Source organism: Cryobacterium sp. Hh38, from assembly GCF_004403235.1.
In the GTDB taxonomy this organism is placed as follows: domain Bacteria; phylum Actinomycetota; class Actinomycetes; order Actinomycetales; family Microbacteriaceae; genus Cryobacterium; species Cryobacterium levicorallinum.
In genome coordinates, this window is the sequence record NZ_SOHD01000008.1 from 1 (window position 1) to 21332 (window position 21332).

The 21332-nt window shown below is 65.2% G+C and carries 26 protein-coding genes; 19 read left to right on the forward strand and 7 right to left on the reverse strand.

The window, feature by feature from the left end; all coding sequences use genetic code 11:
- The 17 genes from E3T41_RS03370 to csrA form a co-directional block, all read left to right on the forward strand.
- The coding region (locus E3T41_RS03370) for a flagellar hook-length control protein FliK (protein ID WP_134477358.1) at window positions 1-709 on the forward strand (709 nt) is incomplete at its 5' end.
- Between the two features lie 15 nt (window positions 710-724).
- Window positions 725-1150, forward strand: coding sequence for a flagellar hook assembly protein FlgD (locus E3T41_RS03375; RefSeq protein ID WP_134477359.1), 426 nt, complete (start codon window positions 725-727; stop codon window positions 1148-1150).
- A gap of 56 nt (window positions 1151-1206) precedes the next feature.
- Entirely contained in the window at window positions 1207-2400 is a 1194-nt protein-coding gene (locus E3T41_RS03380) for a flagellar hook protein FlgE (protein WP_134477361.1), read from the forward strand.
- Window positions 2401-2697: 297 nt separating this feature from the next.
- Window positions 2698-3624: a hypothetical protein gene (locus tag E3T41_RS03385; RefSeq protein ID WP_134477363.1), complete on the forward strand. Its 927-nt coding sequence runs from the start codon at window positions 2698-2700 to the stop codon at window positions 3622-3624.
- A 160-nt stretch (window positions 3625-3784) separates the two neighbouring features.
- Window positions 3785-4018, forward strand: a complete 234-nt coding sequence (locus E3T41_RS03390) for a flagellar FlbD family protein (RefSeq protein WP_092450621.1) — start codon at window positions 3785-3787, stop codon at window positions 4016-4018.
- On the forward strand, window positions 4018-4887 hold the full coding sequence (locus E3T41_RS03395) for a motility protein A (protein ID WP_092450619.1): 870 nt from the start codon (window positions 4018-4020) through the stop codon (window positions 4885-4887). The genes E3T41_RS03390 and E3T41_RS03395 overlap by 1 nt, the downstream gene beginning before the upstream one ends.
- Entirely contained in the window at window positions 4884-5771 is an 888-nt protein-coding gene (locus E3T41_RS03400) for a flagellar motor protein MotB (RefSeq protein ID WP_092450617.1), read from the forward strand. Before E3T41_RS03395 ends, E3T41_RS03400 begins: the two co-directional genes overlap by 4 nt.
- A gap of 44 nt (window positions 5772-5815) precedes the next feature.
- Window positions 5816-6745, forward strand: coding sequence for a flagellar motor switch protein FliM (locus E3T41_RS03405; protein WP_134477365.1), 930 nt, complete (start codon window positions 5816-5818; stop codon window positions 6743-6745).
- Window positions 6742-7446 (forward strand): flagellar motor switch protein FliN, encoded by a 705-nt coding sequence (fliN, locus tag E3T41_RS03410; RefSeq protein WP_092450613.1) that lies wholly within the window; start codon window positions 6742-6744, stop codon window positions 7444-7446. The genes E3T41_RS03405 and fliN overlap by 4 nt, the downstream gene beginning before the upstream one ends.
- A 3-nt stretch (window positions 7447-7449) precedes the next feature.
- Window positions 7450-7971 (forward strand): flagellar biosynthetic protein FliO, encoded by a 522-nt coding sequence (locus tag E3T41_RS03415; protein ID WP_134477367.1) that lies wholly within the window; start codon window positions 7450-7452, stop codon window positions 7969-7971.
- A gap of 50 nt (window positions 7972-8021) precedes the next feature.
- Window positions 8022-8834: a flagellar type III secretion system pore protein FliP gene (fliP, locus tag E3T41_RS03420; protein ID WP_134477576.1), complete on the forward strand. Its 813-nt coding sequence runs from the start codon at window positions 8022-8024 to the stop codon at window positions 8832-8834.
- On the forward strand, window positions 8831-9106 hold the full coding sequence (gene fliQ, locus E3T41_RS03425) for a flagellar biosynthesis protein FliQ (protein ID WP_092450609.1): 276 nt from the start codon (window positions 8831-8833) through the stop codon (window positions 9104-9106). Before fliP ends, fliQ begins: the two co-directional genes overlap by 4 nt.
- Complete coding sequence (locus E3T41_RS03430) at window positions 9107-9865, forward strand: flagellar biosynthetic protein FliR (protein ID WP_092450607.1); 759 nt, start codon at window positions 9107-9109, stop codon at window positions 9863-9865.
- Window positions 9866-11041: a flagellar biosynthesis protein FlhB gene (locus E3T41_RS03435; protein ID WP_134477369.1), complete on the forward strand. Its 1176-nt coding sequence runs from the start codon at window positions 9866-9868 to the stop codon at window positions 11039-11041.
- A 1-nt stretch (window position 11042) separates the two neighbouring features.
- Complete coding sequence (locus tag E3T41_RS03440) at window positions 11043-13094, forward strand: flagellar biosynthesis protein FlhA (RefSeq protein WP_092450603.1); 2052 nt, start codon at window positions 11043-11045, stop codon at window positions 13092-13094.
- A complete protein-coding gene (locus tag E3T41_RS03445; RefSeq protein WP_134477371.1) occupies window positions 13069-14016 on the forward strand; it encodes a hypothetical protein in 948 nt (315 codons plus the stop codon). Before E3T41_RS03440 ends, E3T41_RS03445 begins: the two co-directional genes overlap by 26 nt.
- 16 nt (window positions 14017-14032) lie before the next feature.
- A complete protein-coding gene (gene csrA, locus E3T41_RS18895) occupies window positions 14033-14386 on the forward strand; it encodes a carbon storage regulator CsrA (protein WP_134477373.1) in 354 nt (117 codons plus the stop codon).
- A 16-nt stretch (window positions 14387-14402) separates the two neighbouring features.
- Here the strand turns inward: csrA and E3T41_RS03455 are convergent, their stop codons facing one another.
- From E3T41_RS03455 to E3T41_RS03485, 7 genes are read right to left on the reverse strand one after another with little or no spacing between them, the layout of a single operon-like run.
- Window positions 14403-14780 carry an RNA-binding S4 domain-containing protein gene (locus tag E3T41_RS03455; RefSeq protein ID WP_134477374.1) on the reverse strand — a complete coding sequence of 126 codons (378 nt, stop codon included), beginning with the start codon at window positions 14778-14780 and terminating at the stop codon, window positions 14403-14405.
- 29 nt (window positions 14781-14809) lie between these two features.
- Window positions 14810-15709: a prenyltransferase gene (locus E3T41_RS03460; protein ID WP_134477376.1), complete on the reverse strand. Its 900-nt coding sequence runs from the start codon at window positions 15707-15709 to the stop codon at window positions 14810-14812.
- Window positions 15702-16022, reverse strand: coding sequence for a lycopene cyclase domain-containing protein (locus E3T41_RS03465; RefSeq protein WP_104132870.1), 321 nt, complete (start codon window positions 16020-16022; stop codon window positions 15702-15704). The genes E3T41_RS03460 and E3T41_RS03465 overlap by 8 nt, the downstream gene beginning before the upstream one ends.
- Window positions 16019-16342 carry a lycopene cyclase domain-containing protein gene (locus E3T41_RS03470; RefSeq protein ID WP_092450590.1) on the reverse strand — a complete coding sequence of 108 codons (324 nt, stop codon included), beginning with the start codon at window positions 16340-16342 and terminating at the stop codon, window positions 16019-16021. Before E3T41_RS03470 ends, E3T41_RS03465 begins: the two co-directional genes overlap by 4 nt.
- A complete protein-coding gene (crtI, locus tag E3T41_RS03475; RefSeq protein ID WP_134477378.1) occupies window positions 16339-17985 on the reverse strand; it encodes a phytoene desaturase family protein in 1647 nt (548 codons plus the stop codon). Before crtI ends, E3T41_RS03470 begins: the two co-directional genes overlap by 4 nt.
- A complete protein-coding gene (locus E3T41_RS03480; RefSeq protein ID WP_104132868.1) occupies window positions 17982-18890 on the reverse strand; it encodes a squalene/phytoene synthase family protein in 909 nt (302 codons plus the stop codon). Before E3T41_RS03480 ends, crtI begins: the two co-directional genes overlap by 4 nt.
- Window positions 18890-19936, reverse strand: a complete 1047-nt coding sequence (locus tag E3T41_RS03485; RefSeq protein ID WP_158251660.1) for a polyprenyl synthetase family protein — start codon at window positions 19934-19936, stop codon at window positions 18890-18892. Before E3T41_RS03485 ends, E3T41_RS03480 begins: the two co-directional genes overlap by 1 nt.
- 212 nt (window positions 19937-20148) lie before the next feature.
- On the opposite strand from E3T41_RS03485, the gene E3T41_RS03490 reads away from it, so the two are divergent.
- Both E3T41_RS03490 and E3T41_RS03495 read left to right on the forward strand, forming a co-directional pair.
- Window positions 20149-20703 (forward strand): MarR family winged helix-turn-helix transcriptional regulator, encoded by a 555-nt coding sequence (locus E3T41_RS03490; protein ID WP_092450586.1) that lies wholly within the window; start codon window positions 20149-20151, stop codon window positions 20701-20703.
- Between the two features lie 54 nt (window positions 20704-20757).
- A complete protein-coding gene (locus E3T41_RS03495; protein WP_092450584.1) occupies window positions 20758-21309 on the forward strand; it encodes an adenine phosphoribosyltransferase in 552 nt (183 codons plus the stop codon).
- Window positions 21310-21332 lie beyond the last annotated feature (23 nt).

The window sequence follows — 21332 nt, forward strand, 5'->3', positions numbered from 1 at the left end:
GTCCTCGGGCAGCGCCGCCGCCGCAGTCATCGCGCCGACCGCATCGGGCGCGCCCGCAGGGGCGGCCGGAGCGCAGGCACCGAACGCTGCCGCCGCTGCGGCAGCCACGTTCCTGACAGCCGTAGCAAACGAAGCCGGTCGCGGCCCGAAGCTCGGCGCCGTGCGCATCGTCACAACGGATGCCGCGGCTCCGTCCCCGACGCCCGGCCTCGCCGCGCCGACCGTACCCGCGGCCAGCCTGACGCCGGTCGCGGCACCCGCGCCCGTCGCATCCGCTGTGCCGGTGCCTTTGGCCGCGCAGATCGCCAAGCCACTGTTCTCGCTGGCCAATGTGGCACCCGGCCAGCACACGCTGACCATCACCGTGAACCCTGACAACCTCGGCCCGGTCACCGTGCGTGCTCACGTATCGCCCGAAAATATTCGGGTGGAGCTGTTCGCTCCCACCGATCTGGCCCGCGAAGCACTGCGCGCCATCATGCCCGACCTGCGCCGCGACCTGGCCGGCGGGGGACTGAGTGCGCAACTCGATCTCTCGTCGCAGAACCAGGCGGGGGATCTGGCCGGAGATTCGCCGGGCACCAAGCAGCCCCGGCCCGAGCAATCGCCCAGAAACCTGCTGGCGCGCGAGCCCGACATTCCTAACGGCGAGCAACCGCTTCTCCCCTTCACATTCGGATCCGCGTCGACCATCGACGTAATGGCTTAGAAAGAGAGACCAACCATGCCAGTAGACGCAGTAGCAGCCACAACCGCCGGGTTGTATTCCGGCGCGAGCACCCGTACTCCGAGCCAGTCGATGGACTCGGAGGTGTTCATGAATCTGCTGGTCACCCAGCTGCAGAACCAGGACCCCTCCTCGCCGATGGACACCAACCAGATGATCGCCCAGACCACCCAGCTGGCGATGATGGAGAAAATCACCGAGATGGCCACGGCCAGCCAGGAGAGCTTCTCGCTGCAGATGCGCTCATCCGCCGCCGCGCTCGTCGGCCAAACCGTCACCTACACGATGTATGACGGCACCGAGGCTACCGGAATCGCTTCCTCTGTCTCGTTCAAGGACGCGGTTCCGCAGGTCACGATCGGCGGCAAGTCGATCGCCCTTGACGCTGTCTCCGGGGTCACCAGGGCCGCTTCCTCCTCCTAACTTCGCTCCACCCCCACTTTTTTATCCTCGTTCGCTTTCTTGAAAGGCACATTCTCATGCTTCGTTCTCTCTACTCCGGCATCTCTGGTCTTCGTTCGCACCAGGCCATGCTCGACGTGACCGGCAACAACATCGCCAACGTCAACACCACCGGTTTCAAGGCCTCGGCCGCTCAGTTTCAGGACACGCTCTCGCAGCTGACTTCCGGCGCCGGCGCTCCGCAGGGCGAGGTCGGTGGCACCAACCCGGCCCAGATCGGGCTCGGCGTGCAGGTTGCGGGCATCTCCACGAACTTCTCCCAGGGTTCCTCGCAGGCCACCGGCAAGTCCACCGACCTGCTGATCTCCGGCGACGGACTGTTCATCACCAAGATGGGCGGCGAAACCCTCTACACACGCGCCGGCTCGTTCGACTTCGACTCCGCCGGCCGCCTGGTCACGCCCGACGGTTCCATCGTGCAGGGCTGGGGCGCGAACAACGGCGTTGTCGCCGACGGCGGCCCGACGAGCAATATCACGCTGCCGGTCGGTGCGATCATCGGGGCGACCCCTACGACCACTGCGGCATTCGGCGGTAACCTGCCGTCCGATGCTGAAGACGGCACGGTCCTGACGCGCGACTTCACGGTCTACGACGAGCTTGGTGCTACTAGCACCGTGACGCTTACGTTCACGCGTTCACTCGGGGCCGCATCTGATCCGACGGACGGCTGGAAAGTTTCTGATGGAGCCGACTACTCGGCAACCCTAACGTCGTCCACCACCGAAGCTGGCACGTTTGACGTCACGGGGGGCACCATGAAGATCGGCGACGTCGCCATCGACTTGGGCAACATCGAGGGCTACGCCGGCATCACCAGCGTTGCCGGTGCTGCGGACGACGGCAACGCCGCCGGAACGCTCAACTCCTACACGCTGAGTGCCGACGGAACACTGGTCGGGCTGTTCAGCAACGGTGAGCAGCTCGCCATCGGTCGTATCGCCCTCGCCAACTTCGTCAACCCGGGCGGACTGGAGAAGGCCGGCGGCTCGGCCTACCGCGCCACGTTCAACTCGGGAGACCCGACCATCGGTACCGCAGGCACCGTTGGACTCGGCTCGCTCTCGAGCGGCGCCCTCGAAATGTCGAACGTCGACCTGTCGCAGGAGTTCACCAACCTCATCGTCGCGCAGCGTGGCTTCCAGGCCAACGCCCGCATCATCACCACCTCCGACGAGGTCCTGCAGGAGCTCACCAACCTGAAGCGATAACCCCGCCTCCGGCGGCCCAAAAGGGGCACCGTCCCAATTCTGACGGGTGCCCCTCCCTTTTCCCCTGCCCTCAGTCTCAGTGGACAAGATTGTGGGGTCCTGGCCCGCTCGCACCCCACAATCTTGTCCACTCAACTGTGGGCCCTGGGACCTGGGGCTGCCCAGGCTGTCGCCGTCGCGTACTCAGTGGACAACTTCGGGCGGTTCCGGACCGCGCGCACCCCACAAAGTTGTCCACTCAGCCCAAGCCTGTGCATAACCTCAACGGGCGAGCACGGGATGCGTCATCCTCTTGTCGTGACCGAACGCCGCAACCTCCCGCCGCACCTGCAAACCCACCCCTTTTCCGTGGCTCGCGGCATGGAAAACGGGCTCTCCACCGGGCGCATGCGCGCCAGCGACCTGGCCCGCCCATTCTGGGGCGTGCGCACACCGGCATCCGTTTCGCTGATCGTGCGCACCCGGTGCTCCGCCCTCGCCACACGTATGCCGGTGGGCAGCTTCTTCAGTCACGACACGGCAGCCCTGCTGCTGGGTGCACCGCTCCCGGTCCATCGCTCCGGCGTTTCCACCTCCCTGCACGTGGGTGTTCCGCTGCCCGGCCGCGCCGTGCGGCTGAACGGCGTCACCGGACACTCCTTGGCAGTGCACGACACCGACCTGATCGACTGGTTCGGCCTCAGCATCACGAGCCCGGCACGCACTTGGTGCGATCTCGCTGACACCCTGAACCTGCGCCAGCTGGTCGCGGTGGGCGACTTTCTGATCCACTGGGAATCGCCCCTGGCCACCTTCGACGAACTCGCCCGCGCCGTCGACGGCCATCGGCGCGGAAAGCTGCTCCTGCACAAGGCTCTCCTGCTGCTGAGCGACCGCGCCGAATCCTCGCCGGAGTCTGAGCTGCGGGTCGTCGTGGTGACGAACGGTCTGCCGCGCCCACTGGTCAACGAGAACGTCTTCTCCGCCTCCGGACGGTTCCTGGCGCGCGCGGACCTGTACTTCAAGGACTACGGCGAGCTCCTCGAGTATGAGGGCGACCAACATCGAACCGACCAGCTGCAGTGGCGCCGAGATCTCACCCGCACCGCCGACCTGGAGTCCGAGGGGTTTCACGTGACGCGAGTCAATGCCGAGGACCTGCGACACGAGGCTGCGCTCGTGGCGCGGATCGCCCGCAACCTGCACCGTCGCGGGTGGCTCGGGTCTCCCCGAGCCGTTCAGTAGACGACTTCGGTGGGTGATCGGGGGCGCGCACCCACCGAAGATGTCCGCTGAACGGATGCTGCGGGACACGGCACCTAAGCAATCTAACGCCAGCAGCGCAATGACCGACAGTAGCCGTTGACACCTCGTCTGGGGGGTGTCAAAAACCAGGGAAGAGCTCATGATCGTACTCACGCGGCTGAATGAGAGCCACTTTGCGATCAATCCCGACCTGATCGAACGCATCCACGCCAACCCGGATACGACGCTCGTCATGGTTGATGGTGCCAACTTCATCGTGACCGAATCCATGGACGAAGTCATCGAAAAGATCGCGAGCTATCGGGCTCACGTCATTGCCCTCGCCTATGACCCGACGGCCAGTGACCTGCCGCGGGGCCCACGGGCCATCTAGTGGATCCTGCAACACTGATCGGTATCGCGCTGGCCTTCGGCTCGCTCGTTGCCATGATCACCCTCGAGCACGCGTCGGTGATGTCCATTCTTCTTCCCGCCCCGATGATCCTTGTCTTTGGAGCGACCATCGCCGTCGGTATCGCTGGCGGAACGGTGCGAGACAGCATCACCGCATTCAAGGCGCTCCCCGGAGCGTTTCGAGGCAAGACCATACCGCCGGTGCAGGTTATCGACCAGGTGGTCGGCATCGCCGAGACCGCCCGCAAATCGGGTCTGCTAGCCCTCGAGCAGGAAGCCGACAACGTGTCGGACCCGTTTTTGCGTGGCGCCCTGCAGAGCATTGCCGATGGCACCGACGGTGACGAGCTGCGCATGCAGCTCGAAGACGAAATCGCCACCAAGGCTAGATCTGGGCGAAGCGCCTCGAAGTTCTTTACGAGCCTCGGCGGCTACGCCCCGACCGTCGGCATCGTCGGTACCGTCGTGTCGCTGACTCACGTGCTGGAGAACCTGTCCACCCCCGAGACCCTCGGACCAATGATCGCCACCGCGTTCGTCGCCACCCTGTGGGGCTTGCTCTCGGCCAACTTCCTCTGGCTTCCCATTGGCGCGCGGTTGCGCCGCCTGTCGGACATCGAAATCGACCGCCTCACGCTCCTGATGGAGGGAGTTCTCGCCGTGCAAGCCGGCAGTCAGCCGCGTCTGCTCGGCGAACGCCTGCGTGCCATGGTTCCGCTCGAAGACCTGCCCAAGGGTGAGGCGAAGGCGAAAGCTGCTGGAGCGGCGGGCGAGGTGCCCGCCGGCAAAATCAAAACGAAGTCCAAGGGCAAGAAGTCCGCGGCTGAAGACAACGCCGAAGCAGCATGAGCGCGCGCGGACGTAGACGCAAGAGCCACGACGACGAGCCCGAGTTCCACGACGAGCGGTGGATGGCCTCGTACATGGACATGGTCACCGTACTGATGTGTATGTTCATCGTGCTGTTTGCCATGTCAACGGTCGACCAGGGCAAGTTTGAAAAGCTCGCCAATTCGCTCGCCACCGGTTTCGGCGCCGTCGAGGTCGGCAGCATCGACACCGCTGAAGGCGTCGTCGTCCCCGCCGAAATGATCGACGACGTGGCCGAGGGGTTCATCGACAAGACCCTCACCGATGCCCAACAGGCCGTGGCTGAGGTTGCCTCATTGAAAGCGACCGAAGAAAGCATCAATGCCAACCTGTCGGCCGCCGGTATGGCTGAGCGGGTGGAATTCTTTATCGACGAGCGTGGGCTGACCATGGGGCTGGTCGGAACAGACTCCTTCTTCGCCCCGGACAGCACCGCGCTTAGCGCCGTTGCCGTGGCCGTGCTGGATGCTGCCGCACCGGCCATCGTCCACTCCGCACTACAGATATCCGTCGAAGGCCATGCCGACAAGCACGGACAGTCGGCGACCTTCGCCACCGACTGGGAGCTCTCCTCCGGGCGGGCAACCCAGGTGCTTCGGCGTCTGGTAGAGCAGGGTGGCGTCGATCCCGCCCTTATCGGCGCCGTCGGCTACGGGTCGGCCCGGCCGGTGTCCCAGGGAAGCAGTCTCTCGGAGATGGCCCAGAACCGTCGCGTCGATATTGTGCTGCTCTCCACCCTGCCCGATAGCGTGCGAGATCTGATTCCCGCGGCCGTCGATGGCACGTTGTCGCAGGACACCAGCGAAACCTCGACGGATGCCGGCGAAACGGAAGACAACGCTCCCGCCACATCAGGGCATTAGGCAGCATAAACGACCTTTCCTCAACTTCTAACATTTCAACGCCCATGACCGATAGTGCAAACGTGACGGTCCAGGAACAGATTCAAACAGGTGCGCCCATTAAGGCGGTGAAGTCGGTGGAGTTGTATGACTTCCGCCGGCCGACGACATTGGCGCGCGATCATGCCCGCGTCCTTGAACTCGCCTTCGAGACATTTGCCCGCCAGTGGGGCACTCAGATCACCGCGCGGGTTCGTGCGCTCTGCACGATCACCTGTGATCAGGTGCTGATGCAGACCTACGACGAATATGCCGGATCGCTTCCGCCCAAGACGGCCATGGTGCTCTGCACGATCTCCGCTCTGGAGGCCAAGTCGGTCATACAGCTGCCGACGGTGACCGGACTGACCTGGGTGAACCACATGCTCGGCGGCAACGGTTCTCAGGTGATTCCGGCCGGGCGCAACTTCACCCCGATCGAACTCGCACTCATGCGCCAGATGATGACCGAGGCGCTCGAAGATCTGCGCTACTCGTTCGGCCCGCTGCTGGTCAATGACTTCACCGTCGATGGCATCCAGTACAACTCGCAGTTCGCTCAGGCTGCGGCCCCGGCTGACCTGATGATCGTCGCGACCTTTTCGATTCGCATCGAACGCAACACGACGACCGCGACACTGGCCATCCCCGCCGCGGCACTCATGCCGCAGCTTGGAGAGGCCAACCCCATGCGCATCACCACGAACTCGGCCGAATACCTGCAGGCACAGCTCGCTGCCGTTCCGGTCGATGTTGCACTGCGGCTGACCCCGGCCCGAGTGTTGCCCAGCAGAATTCTCTCCCTCATGGTCGGCGACGTGCTCCCCATCCCGCACCCCAAGCATCGCCCGCTTGATCTCGCCGTCGGAGACCAGGCCCTGGCCCGGGCTGCCGTCGGAGCCAACGGCTCCCGCCTCGCCTGCATCGTCATCGACACCGAAGAAAGCACCCCATGATCTCCAACCAGTCAGTCTCCGAAGCCGCCGTCGACGCACTCCTGCGCGTTCTTCCCACGGCCGTGCCCCTGCACGCCACCGCGCACAGTGGCAGCGCAGCACTGACCGCCCGGTTCGGCTCCAGCGTGGTTGCTTCCTTCGTCGGGTCCAGCTCCGCCGATTTGGCCGTCGTGCTCATGGATGCGTCCTCGCTCGACGCCGCGTCCGGCGCAGCCCCGTCACTCGTCTCCAGCCAGGACGTGCTGCGGCCCGCTCTGGAAAATGCGGCGAGCGTGCTCGGCATCGGTGTGCTCGGCGATTCCCGCGTCGAAGACGCCTCTACCCTCTTTCTCGCCGACGACACCCAGGTGTTCGAGCTCAGCGCCGGCGGCGTCGTGACCGGCTGGTTCGCGATTCGTCTGCGCTCCAACGGCACCATCAGCGGGGGATCGGCCACGATCAATAAGGCCGTTCTCGGCAACCTCGGTCGCATTAACAACGTCGAAATGACCCTGACCGTGGAGATCGGCCGCACTCGCATGGCCGTTCGCGACGTGCTCTCGCTCGAACCCGGCGCCGTCATCGAACTCGACCGTTCCGCCGGCGCCCCCGCCGATATTCTGCTCAATGGCCGTCTCATCGCCCACGGCGAAATCGTCGTTGTCGACCAGGACTACGCCGTACGCATCACCCAGATTCTCGACGTCGTCGAAGGCCTCTAGTACATGGATACCCTCATCGTCGCCCTGCGGGTCGTCCTCTCGCTCGGCGTGGTGTTCGGGTTGCTCTGGTACCTGCAGCGCCGCCTGGTCCAGGGTGGTCGGGCCAAGCTCTCAGCAAACCTCGTCACAGTGGTCGGCCGCGCCAACGTCGGCCAGAAGGCATCCGTTGTCGTCGTCGACGTTGACGGCCAGCGACTCATTCTCGGCGTCACCGAGCACGCCGTCAGCGTGCTGCACGGCAGCCCGGCCTCCATCGACGATACCGGTGAAGCGGATGCCGTCGCCACACTCACCGACACCACCACCGTCCCAGCCCAGTCATCAGCCCAAGCCTCCGCCGCCATTTTTGCCCGATCCCTCGACTCGGCCGCGTCGGACGACACCCTCGCGCCGACCCTCGCATTCCGCCCGCGCCGCAAGGGCACGCCGGCACCGAAAACCACACCGCCCTCCCGCCTGGCCGGCTCGATCCTGTCCCCGGCCACCTGGACCCAGACCGCCGCCGCCCTTCGGAACGGCCGGTGAGCACCGTACTCCCGCGGTCGACCAACCCTGGCAACGTCGCGCGCGTCGGCATCCTGATTCTCTTCGTGATCGTGCTCACGGCCGTCTTCCTCTGGCTGGGCGCTCACGCCTCCCACGCCGTGACGGTCGACCCGACCGATCCGACCGAGCCCACCGACCCGACCAACCCCAACGACAGCGGCGGTGGCGGTGGCGGCCTGAGCGTCGACATCAACGGTCCCAACGGCGCGCCGTCCTCGGCCATCGTCACGCTGCTCGGAATCACGTTGCTCTCGGTGGCCCCGGCGTTGCTGCTCATGATGACGAGTTTCACCAAGATATTCGTCGTGCTCGCGATGACCCGCAACGCGCTGGCCCTGCCGTCGATTCCGCCGAACCAGGTGCTCGCCGGACTGGCCCTGTTCCTGTCGCTGTTCATCATGTCGCCGGTGCTCACCGACATTAACAGTGTCGCTCTGCAGCCCTACCTCGACGGCACCATGACCTTCACCGACGCCCTCAACCTCGGCTCCGAGCCGCTGCGTCAATTCATGATGGCCAACACCCGCGGTGAAGACCTCGCGCTGATGACCCGGGCAGCCGATCAGCCGAATCCGGACAGCCCCGACGATGTGACGCTGTTGACGCTCATCCCGGCGTTCATGATCTCCGAGCTGCGCGCCGCCTTCATTATCGGCTTCGTCATCTTCATCCCGTTCCTGGTCATCGACATCGTGGTCTCGGCCGCTCTCATGTCCATGGGCATGATGATGCTCCCGCCGGTCATGATCTCGCTGCCCTTCAAAATTTTGCTGTTCATTCTCGTCGACGGTTGGGGACTCATCATCACCTCGCTCATCGGCAGTTACCAGATGGTCATATGAATACCAACGCGGTTCTCGACATCGGCCTGCAGGCCCTCATTCTCGCCGCCAAGCTCTCGGCACCGATGCTCATCACGGCCCTCGTCGTCGGCTTTGCCATCTCGCTGCTGCAGTCGATCACCCAGATTCAGGAAGTCACGCTCTCCTTCGTGCCCAAGGCCATTGCGGTCGCCTTCGCGCTGCTGATCTGCGGGCACTGGATGATTTCCGAGTCCGTGGCCTTCACCAATCAGATGTTCGAGAAGATCCCCTCCCTCCTCGGCGGTGGCTGAGTGGAATTCGTTCTCAACTACGCCTGGATCGAAGCGGTCATGCTGTCCGGTGTGCGCATGGTGGCGTTCATCGTCATCGCGCCGCCGTTCTCCTACAACGCCATTCCGCTCCGTATTAAAGGCATGCTCGCGGTCGCGTTCGCCCTGGCCATGTCGCCGCGCGTCGCCGATGGCTACGTGTCGCAAAATACGGCGGGGTTCATGGGCGCCCTCGTGCTCGAAATCGTGGTCGGCGCGCTGCTCGGCTTTCTGGTCTACCTCGTCTTCGCTGCCGTGCAGTCCGCCGGAGGCCTGATCGACATGTTCAGTGGATTCCAGATGGCCCAGGGCTTCGACCCACAGTCCATGGTCAACGGCGCCCAGTTCACCCGGTTGTTCCAGATGACCGCCCTCGCCCTCATGTTCGCCTCCGGCGCCTACCAGCTCATTATCGGCGGCCTCGCCCGCAGCTTCACCGCCATTCCGCTCGGCGGCGGCATCGACTTCGCTGACCCCGCGCAGGCGCTCATCGCCGCCGTCACCCAAATGTTCCTCGCGTCCGTGCAGATCGCCGGCCCGCTGCTCGTCGTGCTTTTTCTAGCGGATGCAGGCCTCGGCTTGCTCACTCGCGTCGCCCCGGCCCTCAACGCCTTCGCCCTCGGTTTTCCCCTCAAGATTCTCATCACCCTCACTCTCGCGGCGACCGTATTCGTCGCCCTTCCGCAGATCGTGTCCTCGCTCACCGGCGAGGCGCTCGATGCACTCATGGGGGTGCAATAAATGGCTGAGGATTCCGGCGAAAAGACCGAACTAGCCACCCCGAAGCGCATGAAGGAGGTGCGTGAGAAGGGCCAGCTCTCCAAATCCCAGGACATCACGGCCTGGCTCGGCGTCGGCGCGGCAGCCCTCATGCTGCCCACCACGATCGAGCGGGGCGCGGCTGCGGGCACCGACCAGATGTTCATGATCGGTACCCTCACCGCCAGCCCGGACACCGATGTTGCGGTGGAGGCGCTCGGTAACGGGCTGGTCTCGATGGCCGAGGTGCTGACCCCGTTCTTCGTGGTGGTCCTGGTGGTAGTGCTCGGCGGAGCGGCGCTGCAGGGCGGCATCCACTTTAAGAAGTTCACGGGAAAATACGAGCAGTTCAACGTCATCACCGGCATGAAGCGGGTTTTCGGCGGCCAGGCACTATGGGAAGGCGTTAAGGTTCTGGCCAAGACCGCCGTCGTTGGCTTCGTGCTGTACATGGTCATTCAGGGTCTCATGCCGGTGCTGATGACTGCGGGCGGACTCCCTGTGTCGGAGCTTATGATCGCGGCGACGGGCGGCGCGGCAGCACTCCTGCAGGCCGCCGTCGTGGCCGGTCTCGTGCTCGCCGCCGCCGACGTCTTCGTGGTCATGCGGCGCAACCGCAAGAAAACCCGCATGTCCAAGAAAGAGGTCAAGGATGAGAACAAAGCCGCCGAGGGTGACCCGCTGATCAAATCCCAGCGCCGGTCTCGTCAGATCATGATGAGCCGCAACCGCATGATTTCTGCGGTAGCGGATGCCGATGTCGTGTTGGTCAATCCGACTCACGTCGCCGTCGCGCTCAAGTACGAACCGGGCCGGTCAGCGCCGCGGGTCATCGCCAAGGGACTCGGCCACGTGGCCGCCCGCATTCGTGAGCAGGCCGACACCGACCGGGTGCCGATCGTGCAGGACATTCCCCTGGCCCGAGCCCTGCACGCGGCCTGCGAGATCGGCGAGGAGATTCCCGCCGATATGTACAACGCCGTGGCCCGGGTCCTCGCCTTCGTGATGGCCCTGAAAGCCCGCGGCAGTACCGGGGCCGGCGTGCACACCATGTCCTCGCCGTTCGGCGGCGCCCGCCCGATGCCCTCAAGCCAAACCCAGACCACCCAAACCCAGACCACCCAGACCACCCAGAACCAGACAGCCGGAGGCCGTTGACGTGAATAAGAACCTCGCAAAGCTCGCCGTTCCGGTCGGCGTGGTCGGCATCATTTTGCTGCTGGTCGTCCCCATTCCGGCGATCATGCTCGACATACTCATCATCGTCAATATCATGCTGGGCCTGGTCACCCTGCTTACGACCATGTTCGTCAAGAAGCCCCTGGAATTCTCCGTCTTCCCATCGCTGTTGCTGGTGGCGACCCTGTTTCGACTCGGTCTCAACGTCGCATCCACTCGTCTGGTGCTCGGCGACGGCTACGCCGGGCAGGTTATCGAGGCCTTCGGTCACGTCGCCGTCGGCGGCTCGATCATCATCGGATCGGTCATCTTTCTCATCCTCGTGGTCATCCAGTTCGTCGTGGTTACCAAGGGTGCCGAGCGCGTGGCCGAGGTGGGCGCCCGATTCACCCTCGATGCCATGCCCGGCAAGCAGATGGCGATCGACGCCGACCTCAGTGCCGGCCTGATCACCGACGCCGAGGCCAAGGCCCGCCGCGCCGAGGTCTCCGCCGAAGCCGATTTCTACGGCGCCATGGACGGTGCGTCGAAGTTCGTCAAGGGTGACGCCATCGCCGGCCTCATCATCATCATCATCAACCTGGTCGGTGGCATCGCCATCGGCATGTTGCAGCGCGGCATGGAAATCGGCGACGCGTTGAACACCTACGCGTTGCTCACCATCGGTGACGGCCTGGTCACCCAGATTCCCGCACTCCTGATGGCCGTCTCCACCGGTATGATCGTGACCCGGTCCAATGCGGAGACCGACATCGGGTCGACGGCATCCGCTCAGCTGACGCAGTCGCGCGTGGCCCTGGTCATCGCCGGCGGCGCTGCCATTCTGATGGCGATCATTCCTGGCATGCCGGTGCTGCCGTTCCTGATCGTCGGTGGAACCCTCATCGTGGTGGCGCAACGGCTGAAGGTTCGTGAGGCGAGTAACGTCGCCACCGCCGCCGCGAGTGAAGCGGCGGAGAAGAGCGTGGCCAAGACCGACACGACCGAGGACCTGATCGAGCAGATGCGGGTGCACGCGTTGGAGATCATGCTCGCCCCCGACCTCGTCGATATTGTCTCGGGCGCCTCGGACGACCTGCTCGCCCGGGTGCGCGGACTGCGGCGCAAAATCGCCATGGATCTCGGTGTCGTCGTGCCGCCGGTGCGCACCAGGGACAGCGTCGACCTGCCGTCGTCGACCTATGTCATTCGCATCGCCGGCGTCGAATACGGCCGCGGAATCGCCCCGGCCGGCAAGGTACTCGCGCTCGGTGACTTTCTCGACACCCTGCCCGGCACAGAAACCGTGGAGCCTGTCTTTGGACTGGCCGGCAAATGGGTGCCGAGCGAGATGCGGCACAGCGCCGAGATGACCGGCGCCACCGTGATCGACCGGGTGTCCGTCGTGGTGACCCATCTGTCCTCGATCATCACGATCAACGCGGCCCGGCTACTCACCCGCGAAGATGTGCGGGTACTCACCGACGGCGTCAAGCAGGTCAACCCCTCATCGGTCGACGATCTGATTCCCGGCCTGCTGTCCCTCGCCGAGGTGCAGCGGGTACTCCAGGGACTGCTGATCGAGCAGATCCCGATCAACGACCTGCCCCGCATCTACGAGGCCCTGTCCCTGCGCGCGAAAACTTCGAATGACCCGGAAGGTTTGATCGAGGCGGCGCGCATGGCTCTCGGACCGGCGCTGACCGCGCAGTACCTCGATGGCTCCGTACTGCGTGTGATCATGATCGAGCCGGCCCTGGAGCAGAGCATGCTCGAGGGGATGCGTCCCTCCGATCAGGGAACCCAGATTCTGATGGACCCGGCCCGAATCGAAGCGGTGCTCTCCTCGGTGCGAGCGTCGGTCGCCACGGTCGAAGCGAGTGGACTGTCGGCCGTGCTGGTCTGTGCTCCGGCACTGCGCCCGGCCATCCGCCGGCTGGTCTCGACCCAGACCGGCGGACTTCCGGTGCTGTCCTACCAGGAAGTCACCTCCGCGAACGTCACCATTGAGACGGTAGGTGTGGTTCGTGGAACCGACTCGATTTCTGCTTAGGGGACCGACCCTGCGCGAGGTGCAGGAGCGGGTCCTGCTCGTGCACGGTCGGCACGCGGTCATTATCGCGGCCGAACGGGTGACCGTCGGCGGCATCCGCGGCTTCTTCGCACGCCAACACTATGAAGTCACCGTCGAGGTGCCCGCGCCGGAGTCGCAACGACGCGCGGCCCATTCCGGGCTCGACCTGAACAAACGCCTCGGAATCGCCGCGCTGCTGGACGACGCCGACGATGCCGAATACGAAATTGCCCGCACCGCTCCGCAGCTGTCAACGGCTTCGGACGGCTTCGCGGCCCTCATGGACGAGCTGACGTTTGCGACGACGCTGCCTTCAGGGCTGCCGGCCGGCGCCGGGTACGAGGGCGGCGGGGCCCCGTCAACGTCCGGCCCCAGCCGGGTCAGCACCCTCGCGGTTCCCGCGCCGCTCACCCGGCCGGGAGACCTCGTACTGATTCTTGGTCTTGGCGAGGACCCGGTCACCATTGCGCGACTGATGCAGCGGCTCGCCGGGGGTGGTGACGTGTTCACCAGCGGTACCGTCGTCGGTGCCGATCGAGTGGATGACCGGCGCAGCGCCCGCGCGGCCCGTGCCCGCGGGGTCGAAACGGGCTGCAGCGCCTTTATCGCCTTCGGCATCGACCCGGCCTCCGACGCGGAGGCCCGTGCGGCCGACCTCGAGGCGATCGGCGCCGACCAGATCTGGGTTGTCGTGGATGCCGGGCGCAAGAGCGAGGACAGCACGCGCTGGGTGAACATGGTCAACGCGGTCGTTCCGATCGACGCGGTCGCGGCCATCGGCCGACACTTCACGACCTCACCGACCTCCGTTGAATCGTTCGGGCTTCCGGTGGAATGGATGGACGGCCGCGTAGCCGCGCCGCCGAGTGGGCGACGGGCGGCACGTCCGGGGCAGGCCTAAAGGATAGGCTGGAACAATGCTGGTCCTGACACGCAAACCCGGGGAGAAAATCCTCATCGGTGACGACATCGTCGTCACCGTGCTCGACGCGCGCGGAGACAGCGTGCGCATCGGAATCGACGCCCCGCGCGGGGTGAAGATTCAGCGTGACGAGGTGCTGCGCGCGGTCATCGAGGCCAACATGGCGGCGAGCCACGTCGACGAGAACGCCGAAGCCCGCATTAAACGGTCGCTCGGCATGCTCGCTGCCCTGCAATCGGCGCAGTCACATCAGTCCCAGGCCGAGGCGCGGCCCAAGCCGCCGCAATCCCCGGCCGTGCCAGCAGCGGCCGCAGTACCCGTGGCAGCCCAGCCGCCCGCGCAGCCATAGCCGTCGCCCCTGCGGGTCACTCGGTGATGTGCCCGCGCAGCTCGTCGATTTCCCGGCGCTCGCGCTTGGTCGGCCGCCCGGCGCCGCGCTCTCGCATCGGCACCAGCGCGACCTCCTCGCGCGGCGGCGGTGGGGGAGTGTGGTCGACGTAACACTCGGCGGCGAGCGAGGCCCCGACCCGCTTGACCACGAGGCGCGACACGATCAGCACCCGGTCGAATCCGGCCGTGCGCACGCGTACCTCGTCGCCGATATGCAGCGCCTGCGCGGCCTTGGCCTTGTCACCGTTGACCTTGACGTGCCCAGCGCGGCAGGCGGTCGTGGCCATGGACCGCGTCTTGAACAGGCGAACGCCCCAGCTCCAGCTGTCGACCCGGGCAGAAGTAAGCTCCATCACACGACTCTAGCTGGCCTCGGCCTGCGTCACGCGGCCAGACGGATGGAGTAGAGCAGCAGCAGGGTCACGAGAAATCCGCTCAGAAAATTGAGCCGGAGAAAGCGCTTCCAGCCTCGGTTTGCGCGGCCCGACTCGGCATCGCTGACCGTCCAAAACGGCCGAACCGCGAGAATATACGGCACGACGAGCAGAGCGGCCAGCGGCCCGGGCCACGGTGTGAACATCATGAGCAGGCCGGCCAGGGCCCAGAAGGTGATCGCGAGGCGCACCGTCGGCCAGGCGCCGAGCGCCGTCGCGATCGACGCGATTCCGGCGTGGCGATCGGGTTCAACGTCCTGCACGGCGCCGAAGGCATGGCTGGCCATGCCCCATAGAAAAAACGCCGCGAGCAGGGCCAGCAGTCCAGGGGTGATCGTGGCGCCGGCCACGACGAGGCCGTAGGCGGCCGGGCTAACGAAGTGCGTGCTCGAGGTGATCGAGTCCAGAATGGGACGTTCCTTGAACCGCAGTCCGCGCACCGAGTAGGCGACGACGGCGAACAGGCTCCCAGCCAGGACGACCCATGACAACGGATGCTCCGCCCCCGCCAGCACCAGCATCGCCGCCCCCACAAGCCCCACGTTCACGACGCCGGCGCCGATCACCAGGTGGTGCAGAGCGGGATGCAGCAGAGCCCCCTCCGCGCCGCCCTTCCGAGGATTGCGCAGATCGGACTCGTAGTCGAAGACATCGTTGATGCCGTACATCAGCAGGTTGTACGGAATGAGAAAGAACAGGGTGCCAACGATCAGCAGTGCATCGATGCGTCCGGTGGTCACGACATAGGCCGCGGCGAAGGGAAAAGCCGTATTGATCCAGCTGAGGGGCCGGGACGACAGCACCACCTGGCGGGTCTTCCATGACACCGTGCCGAGCTGCTCAGTCATCCGTTCGTCCTATCTTGGTACGGCCCAGGAGAACCCACAGTGCGGGCAGCAGAATCGCCGCGGCGAGTGGGTAGGCAAAATCTTCGATCGGAGCGAGACCGACGAACAGACCCGAAATATGCGCCGGGTCGTAGCTGAACAGTCCAGCCCCGATCATCAGGTTATCGAAAACGGCCGTGAGTAGCAGGGTCAAGGCGAGGGCCAGCGTGACGGACACCACGAATCGGCGGGAAATCAACTGGCGCGCGAGCGCCATCGTGGCAATCGTGGCGGCCACGGCCAGAAAGATCGTATTCAGGATGAGATAGGTCATGCTCGGGTTTGCCGGTGCAGCACGAGCTGGGCCCCCCGTACCAGGATCATGGTGAGATAGCAGAGAAAGGTGAGAAAGACGAGCTCCTCGAGCGGTAGCTCCGGCGCCAGCTGCAGCCCGGTCATCAGGGTGGTTTCCCCGCGGTAGAAGATGCCCAGGCCGATTCCGAACAGGTCCCAGGTCAGAAAGAACAGCACGCCGATGCCGACCACGAGCGCGGCTCGAACCGGCGAGTGCCAGAAGAACAGACCAAAGCGCCAGTCCAGAACGACCATGCCGCCGAGCGAGACCAGCAGGGTGAGCAGGTACAGCAGGGTCACGATTGCTGCGGCGCAGACTTCACCGGGTCTCCGGCAGCCCCGTTCAAGTGAGTCGGACGTGCGGGCAACGGTTCGGCGAGCGGTCCCGTGGTCGTGTCGTGGCGCATCCGCTTAAGCAAAATCTCGGCGCTGATCAGGCACATAGGCAGCCCAATACCGGGAATGGTTGTACCGCCGGCGTAGTACAGTCCCGAGATTTTCTTCGACATGTTCGAACCGCGCAGAAAGGCGCTCTGCCGCAGGGTGTGCGCGGGGCCGAGGGCGCCGCCCTTCCAACTGTTCAGGTCAGCGGCGAAGTCGGCCGGACCGACGGTGCGGCGCACCACGATCCGGTCGGCCAAGTCGGGGATACCGGCCCAGCGGGAGACCTGCTCGATGGCGGCATCCGCGATCAGCTCGATCGTCCGCGAGCCGGCACCGTTGACACCACCGTGGCCAAGGGTCACGTCGGGCGGCACCGGCACCAGCACGAACAGGTTGCTGCTTCCAGCCGGCGCCACCGACTTATCCGTGGCGCTCGGCATGCAGACGTAGAGCGAGGCCGGTGACGGCACCGAGGGGCGCTTGCCGAAAATCTGCCCAAAGTTCTTACCCCAGTCCGTGGTGAAGAACAGTGAGTGGTGCTGCAGCTGGGAGATTTCCCCGGTCACGCCGAGCATGACCAGCACGGCCCCGGGGCCCGAGACGCGCTTGTCCCACCAGCGCTGGGGATAGGTTTGCAGTTCGGCCGGCACCAGCTCGGTCTCCGTGTGGTGCAGGTCCGCCGACGACACGACCGTGTCGGCGTGCAGATACTGCAGCTGGTCTTCGGCGTCCAGGTAGCTCACCCCGGCGATGGCCTTCTGATCGCTGACCCGAATCGCGGTGACCCGTGCGCCGGTGACAAGCTGCACACCCTCGGCGCGAGCGAGGGCGGAGATGCTGTCGATCAGGGTTCCGAAACCGCCCTGCGGGTAAAGCACGCCGTCGGCCAGATCGAGATGGCTCATGAGGTGGTACATCGACGGCGTCAGGTTCGGCGCCGACCCGAGAAAGACCGCCGGGTAGCCGAGGATCTGCCGCAGTCGGGGGTCGCTGACAAAGCCGGCCACGAACTTGTCCAGTGGTTGCAGCAGCAGACGGGCCAGCCGTCCGAGCCGCCGCAGCACGTCGGGCACTAAAAACGGGCAAAACGATTCGTAGCTGGAGTACAGAAAACGCTGCACGGCCAGGTCGTAGGTCTCGGCGGCCGAGTCGAGATAACGGCGAAGCGCCGCCCCGGCCCCCGGCTGCAGCTGCTCAAATAAGCGGATGTTGGCGGCCCGGTCAGCGAGAATATCCACCGGGGCCTTGTCCCCTTCAAAGTGCACCCGATAGCCCGGGTCCAGCTTGACGAGGTCGAGTTGTTCGGCTGCGGAGGTGCCGAGCAGGCGGTAGAAGTGCTCGAATACCTCGGGCATGAGATACCACGATGGGCCGGTGTCGAAGCGAAAGCCGCCGGTGTTCCACACGCCGGCCCGCCCGCCGAGCTCGGAACGGGCCTCGAGCAGGGTCACCTCATGGCCCTCGCGGGCGAGCAGGGCTGCACTCGCGAGGCCGGCGATACCGCCGCCGATCACGATCGTGCGGATACGTCCGGTGCCGGTGGTTCCTGGGCCGGTCATCGCTTCCACGCGCCGGGTCCGAAGGTAGCGGTCAGAGCAATCACGAATTTTTCTCCATCCGGCACCCGAACGCGGGAGCGCAGTAATCGATCGGCCGGTGTCGACCGTAGTCGATTCGACAGGCGGGTGAACAGGCCCTGCGCTGCGGCCACGGCCCGGCGGCAGCTGGCGGGCAGCAGGGGCAGCACGGCGCTGGCGATCTCGAGGTCGGCATCAATGTCTTCGAGGATCGCATTTTTCTGCGGGTCGCTGAGGTTCAGCGGGTCGATTCCCGGAAAGTAGTTGCGGCCGAGCACCTCACGATCGCAGGACAGGTCGCGCAGAAAATTGATCTTCTGAAAGGCCGCGCCCAGGTGGCGGGCACCGTCTTCGAGCACACTGACTTCGGCGGCGGTGCGGGGTGAGTGCTGCAGAAAGCAGCGTAGGCACATGAGCCCGATCACCTCGGCCGAGCCGTAAATATATTCGGCGACGCCCTCGGCGGTGAATGGTTCCGGGTCGAGGTCCCGGCGCATCGACGCAAAGAATGGGGCGATCAGACTGGAGTCGATGCCCGTCTGGCGGGCCGTTGCAGCAAAGGCGTGCACTACCAGGTTCGTACTGTAGCCGCGTACGATCGCCCGCTCGGTCTCGAGTTCGAGCTCGTCGAGCAGGTGCCGCTGTTCCTCGATGGAGACACCGGCCTCGGCGGCGGCGCCGTCCACGATCTCGTCGGCGATGCGCACGAGGGCATAGATGGTGCGCACCGGCGTGCGCACCTGGGCGTCGAGCAGCCGGGTGGCCAGTCCGAACGAGGTGGAATAGTGCCCGATGACGGTCGTCGAGCTCGCCCGGGCCGTCTCGGCGTACTTGTTCAGGTTGGTGGTCGTGCTGCCGGTTTGAACCGCGGCCCGAAACGGGCCCATCAGCGTGACCGATTCACGGCGGCTTCGGCGAGTTCAATCAGGCTGGCGCGCAGTTCCGCCGGAATGATCGCCGGGTCGAGGGCCTCCACCGCCAGTCGGGAGTGGTCGTAGGCCAGGCCTTCGGCCGCTTCCTTCGCTCCGCACGCGCGCAGGTATTCCCTGGCGCGTTCCGCTTCGTCGTCATTCAGGTCGACCTTGCCGAGATAGGGAGCGATCAGTGACCAGCTGGCGGTGCTGCCGGCGTGGGCGATCAGGGCGGTCTGCTTTCCCTCGCGCAGGTCGGCCGTCACGCTCTTGCCGGTTTTCAGTGGATCGCCGAAGACGCCGAGCAGGTCATCGGTCAGTTGGAACGCCACTCCAACGAGCCGTCCGTAGCGGCCGAGAACGCTAATCGCATCGGCCCCGGCCCCGGCCAGTACCGCTCCGGCCTGCAATGGGGCTTCGAAGGAATACACGGCGGTCTTATTCTCGAGGGTGGTGATGACCTCGGCCACCGTGAGCGGATGCCGCGCCGAACTGTTGGTGACGTCGGCCAGCTCCCCGGCTGCCGAGACGAAAACCGCCCGGTCGAGCAGGTCGAGCAGGCGCAGCCGGGTGGGCACATCGACCGGTAGTTTCGCCAGCGCGCGGTGTGCCTCACTCAGGGCGAGATCGCCCGCGAGGATTGCCGCCGCCGCAGCCCAAACCCCGGCTTGGTCGGCTGCTGCACCGTGGGCGAGCGCGCGGTCACTGAAGCGACCGGCAATGTTGGCCACTCCGCGGCGGGTCAGATCGCGGTCGATGACGTCGTCATGGATGAGGAAGGCCGTGTGCAGCAGCTCGAAGCTCACTGCGACCGGAGCGACGAGGCCCTGATCGCGCCCGCCGAAACCGGCATACGCTGCCAGGACCAGGGCGGGGCGCACGCGCTTGCCGCCACTGCTGGCCTGGGCCAGGGAATCCCAGAGGGCGACGTAGTGCTCGCCGTAGTCGCTCGCCCGCAGCCGTGCGGCAGCGAAGAATCGAGCCAGCTCGATTTCTACTCCGGCCGGAACCGTGTCAAGCATGAACACGGTCCACGTGCTGTACTTGTGCCGGCAGTGTTGGCGGCGACCCGTTGGGCTGGGGTGCTGCTCCGTCGTGCGTGTGATCATCAACCAGCAGAATTTCGTGTTCATACAGCGCGTTGGCGGTGTGCACGTAATCTCCTTTTTAGGTCAACCCGATCAGTACACGAATAACTAACCAGGTTAGCGACTCTTCACGTTAGCATGGTCATATGATCCAAGATGAGCGTAACCCCCTGCAACAGGGGGCGTACTGGTATGACCCTGAGAAACATGGTGTTTCTTTCGCCATCGAGGTCTTGCGTGCCGTGCGTCGCTTTCGCGTAGCCGATGCCGCCATGCGTCATCGTGCGCAGGCCGAGATGAACGTCAACGAGACCGATCTGATGGCGCTGCGTCATCTCATCGCCTGCGAGCGGCAGGACCGGGTCGCCAGCCCGAAGGATCTCAGCGAATTCTTGAACATCTCCTCGGCGGCCACGGCAAAACTTCTCGCGAGATTGTCGGCATCCGGTCATATTCGCCGCGAGGTTAACCCGGCAGACGGGCGCGCGCAGCGGCTGTTCGCCACGCAGTCGTCGCACGACGAGATGCGCGACTCGCTTGCTGCCACTCACGAGCAGATGATGCGGGTCGTCCTCGAGCTCACCGGCGACCAGCAGATCGCTGTCGTGCATTTTCTTGATTCGATGTGCGCGATAGCTACGGTGCCGCACGCTCCGAAGGTACCGGCCGATGAGCTGGCTCCGGAGCGCTCGGAATCCTGACCCTGGCCATTCTTCCCGCATACGGTTGCGGGCAACGCAGCTTAAGATGAATCAGTGACTCAACTCTCTGCTCCCACTTCGCCGTCCTCCGCCGCCAGCCACGTCGAAGCACTTCTGGCCTCCTACCCCGATTTTCCCCAGCCCGGCATCGTGTTCCGCGATCTGAACCCGGTCTTCGCCGATGCCCTCGCCTTCCGCGCGATCGTCGATGACCTGGCCGACCAGCACCGCGGCCAGTTCGATGCCGTGGCCGGCATCGAGGCGCGCGGCTTTCTGCTGGCGGCCGCCGTCGGGTACGCAGCGCAGGCATCCGTTCTGGCCGTGCGCAAGGGCGGCAAACTGCCCGGCACTGTGCTGACCGAAGAATATGACCTTGAGTACGGCTCGGCACGCCTGGAACTCGAGGTCGGCCAGCTGCCCGCAGGTACCCGCGTCTTGATTCTCGACGACGTGTTGGCAACGGGTGGCACCATCGCTGCCACGAGCCGGCTGATCGAACGGGCCGGCTACACCGTCTCCGGTGTCGGCGTCGTGCTCGAACTGACCGATCTGCACGGTCGCGAACGTCTGGGCACAGCCCCGATGCACGCCATCATGTCGCTCTAGGGACCGAAAATCCACCGATTGCG

What these genes read in the sequence shown, in the direction of transcription:
- E3T41_RS03375 (WP_134477359.1), top strand. Translation starts at nt 725, where the DNA reads ATGCCAGTAGACGCAGTAGCAGCCACAACCGCCGGGTTGTATTCCGGC.
- E3T41_RS03380 (WP_134477361.1), top strand. Translation starts at nt 1,207, where the DNA reads ATGCTTCGTTCTCTCTACTCCGGCATCTCTGGTCTTCGTTCGCACCAG.
- E3T41_RS03390 (WP_092450621.1), top strand. Translation starts at nt 3,785, where the DNA reads ATGATCGTACTCACGCGGCTGAATGAGAGCCACTTTGCGATCAATCCC.
- E3T41_RS03400 (WP_092450617.1), top strand. Translation starts at nt 4,884, where the DNA reads ATGAGCGCGCGCGGACGTAGACGCAAGAGCCACGACGACGAGCCCGAG.
- E3T41_RS03405 (WP_134477365.1), top strand. Translation starts at nt 5,816, where the DNA reads ATGACCGATAGTGCAAACGTGACGGTCCAGGAACAGATTCAAACAGGT.
- fliN (WP_092450613.1), top strand. Translation starts at nt 6,742, where the DNA reads ATGATCTCCAACCAGTCAGTCTCCGAAGCCGCCGTCGACGCACTCCTG.
- E3T41_RS03415 (WP_134477367.1), top strand. Translation starts at nt 7,450, where the DNA reads ATGGATACCCTCATCGTCGCCCTGCGGGTCGTCCTCTCGCTCGGCGTG.
- fliQ (WP_092450609.1), top strand. Translation starts at nt 8,831, where the DNA reads ATGAATACCAACGCGGTTCTCGACATCGGCCTGCAGGCCCTCATTCTC.
- E3T41_RS03435 (WP_134477369.1), top strand. Translation starts at nt 9,866, where the DNA reads ATGGCTGAGGATTCCGGCGAAAAGACCGAACTAGCCACCCCGAAGCGC.
- csrA (WP_134477373.1), top strand. Translation starts at nt 14,033, where the DNA reads ATGCTGGTCCTGACACGCAAACCCGGGGAGAAAATCCTCATCGGTGAC.
- E3T41_RS03455 (WP_134477374.1), bottom strand. Translation starts at nt 14,780, where the DNA reads ATGGAGCTTACTTCTGCCCGGGTCGACAGCTGGAGCTGGGGCGTTCGC.
- E3T41_RS03460 (WP_134477376.1), bottom strand. Translation starts at nt 15,709, where the DNA reads ATGACTGAGCAGCTCGGCACGGTGTCATGGAAGACCCGCCAGGTGGTG.
- E3T41_RS03465 (WP_104132870.1), bottom strand. Translation starts at nt 16,022, where the DNA reads ATGACCTATCTCATCCTGAATACGATCTTTCTGGCCGTGGCCGCCACG.
- crtI (WP_134477378.1), bottom strand. Translation starts at nt 17,985, where the DNA reads ATGACCGGCCCAGGAACCACCGGCACCGGACGTATCCGCACGATCGTG.
- E3T41_RS03480 (WP_104132868.1), bottom strand. Translation starts at nt 18,890, where the DNA reads ATGGGCCCGTTTCGGGCCGCGGTTCAAACCGGCAGCACGACCACCAAC.
- E3T41_RS03485 (WP_158251660.1), bottom strand. Translation starts at nt 19,936, where the DNA reads ATGCTTGACACGGTTCCGGCCGGAGTAGAAATCGAGCTGGCTCGATTC.
- E3T41_RS03490 (WP_092450586.1), top strand. Translation starts at nt 20,149, where the DNA reads ATGATCCAAGATGAGCGTAACCCCCTGCAACAGGGGGCGTACTGGTAT.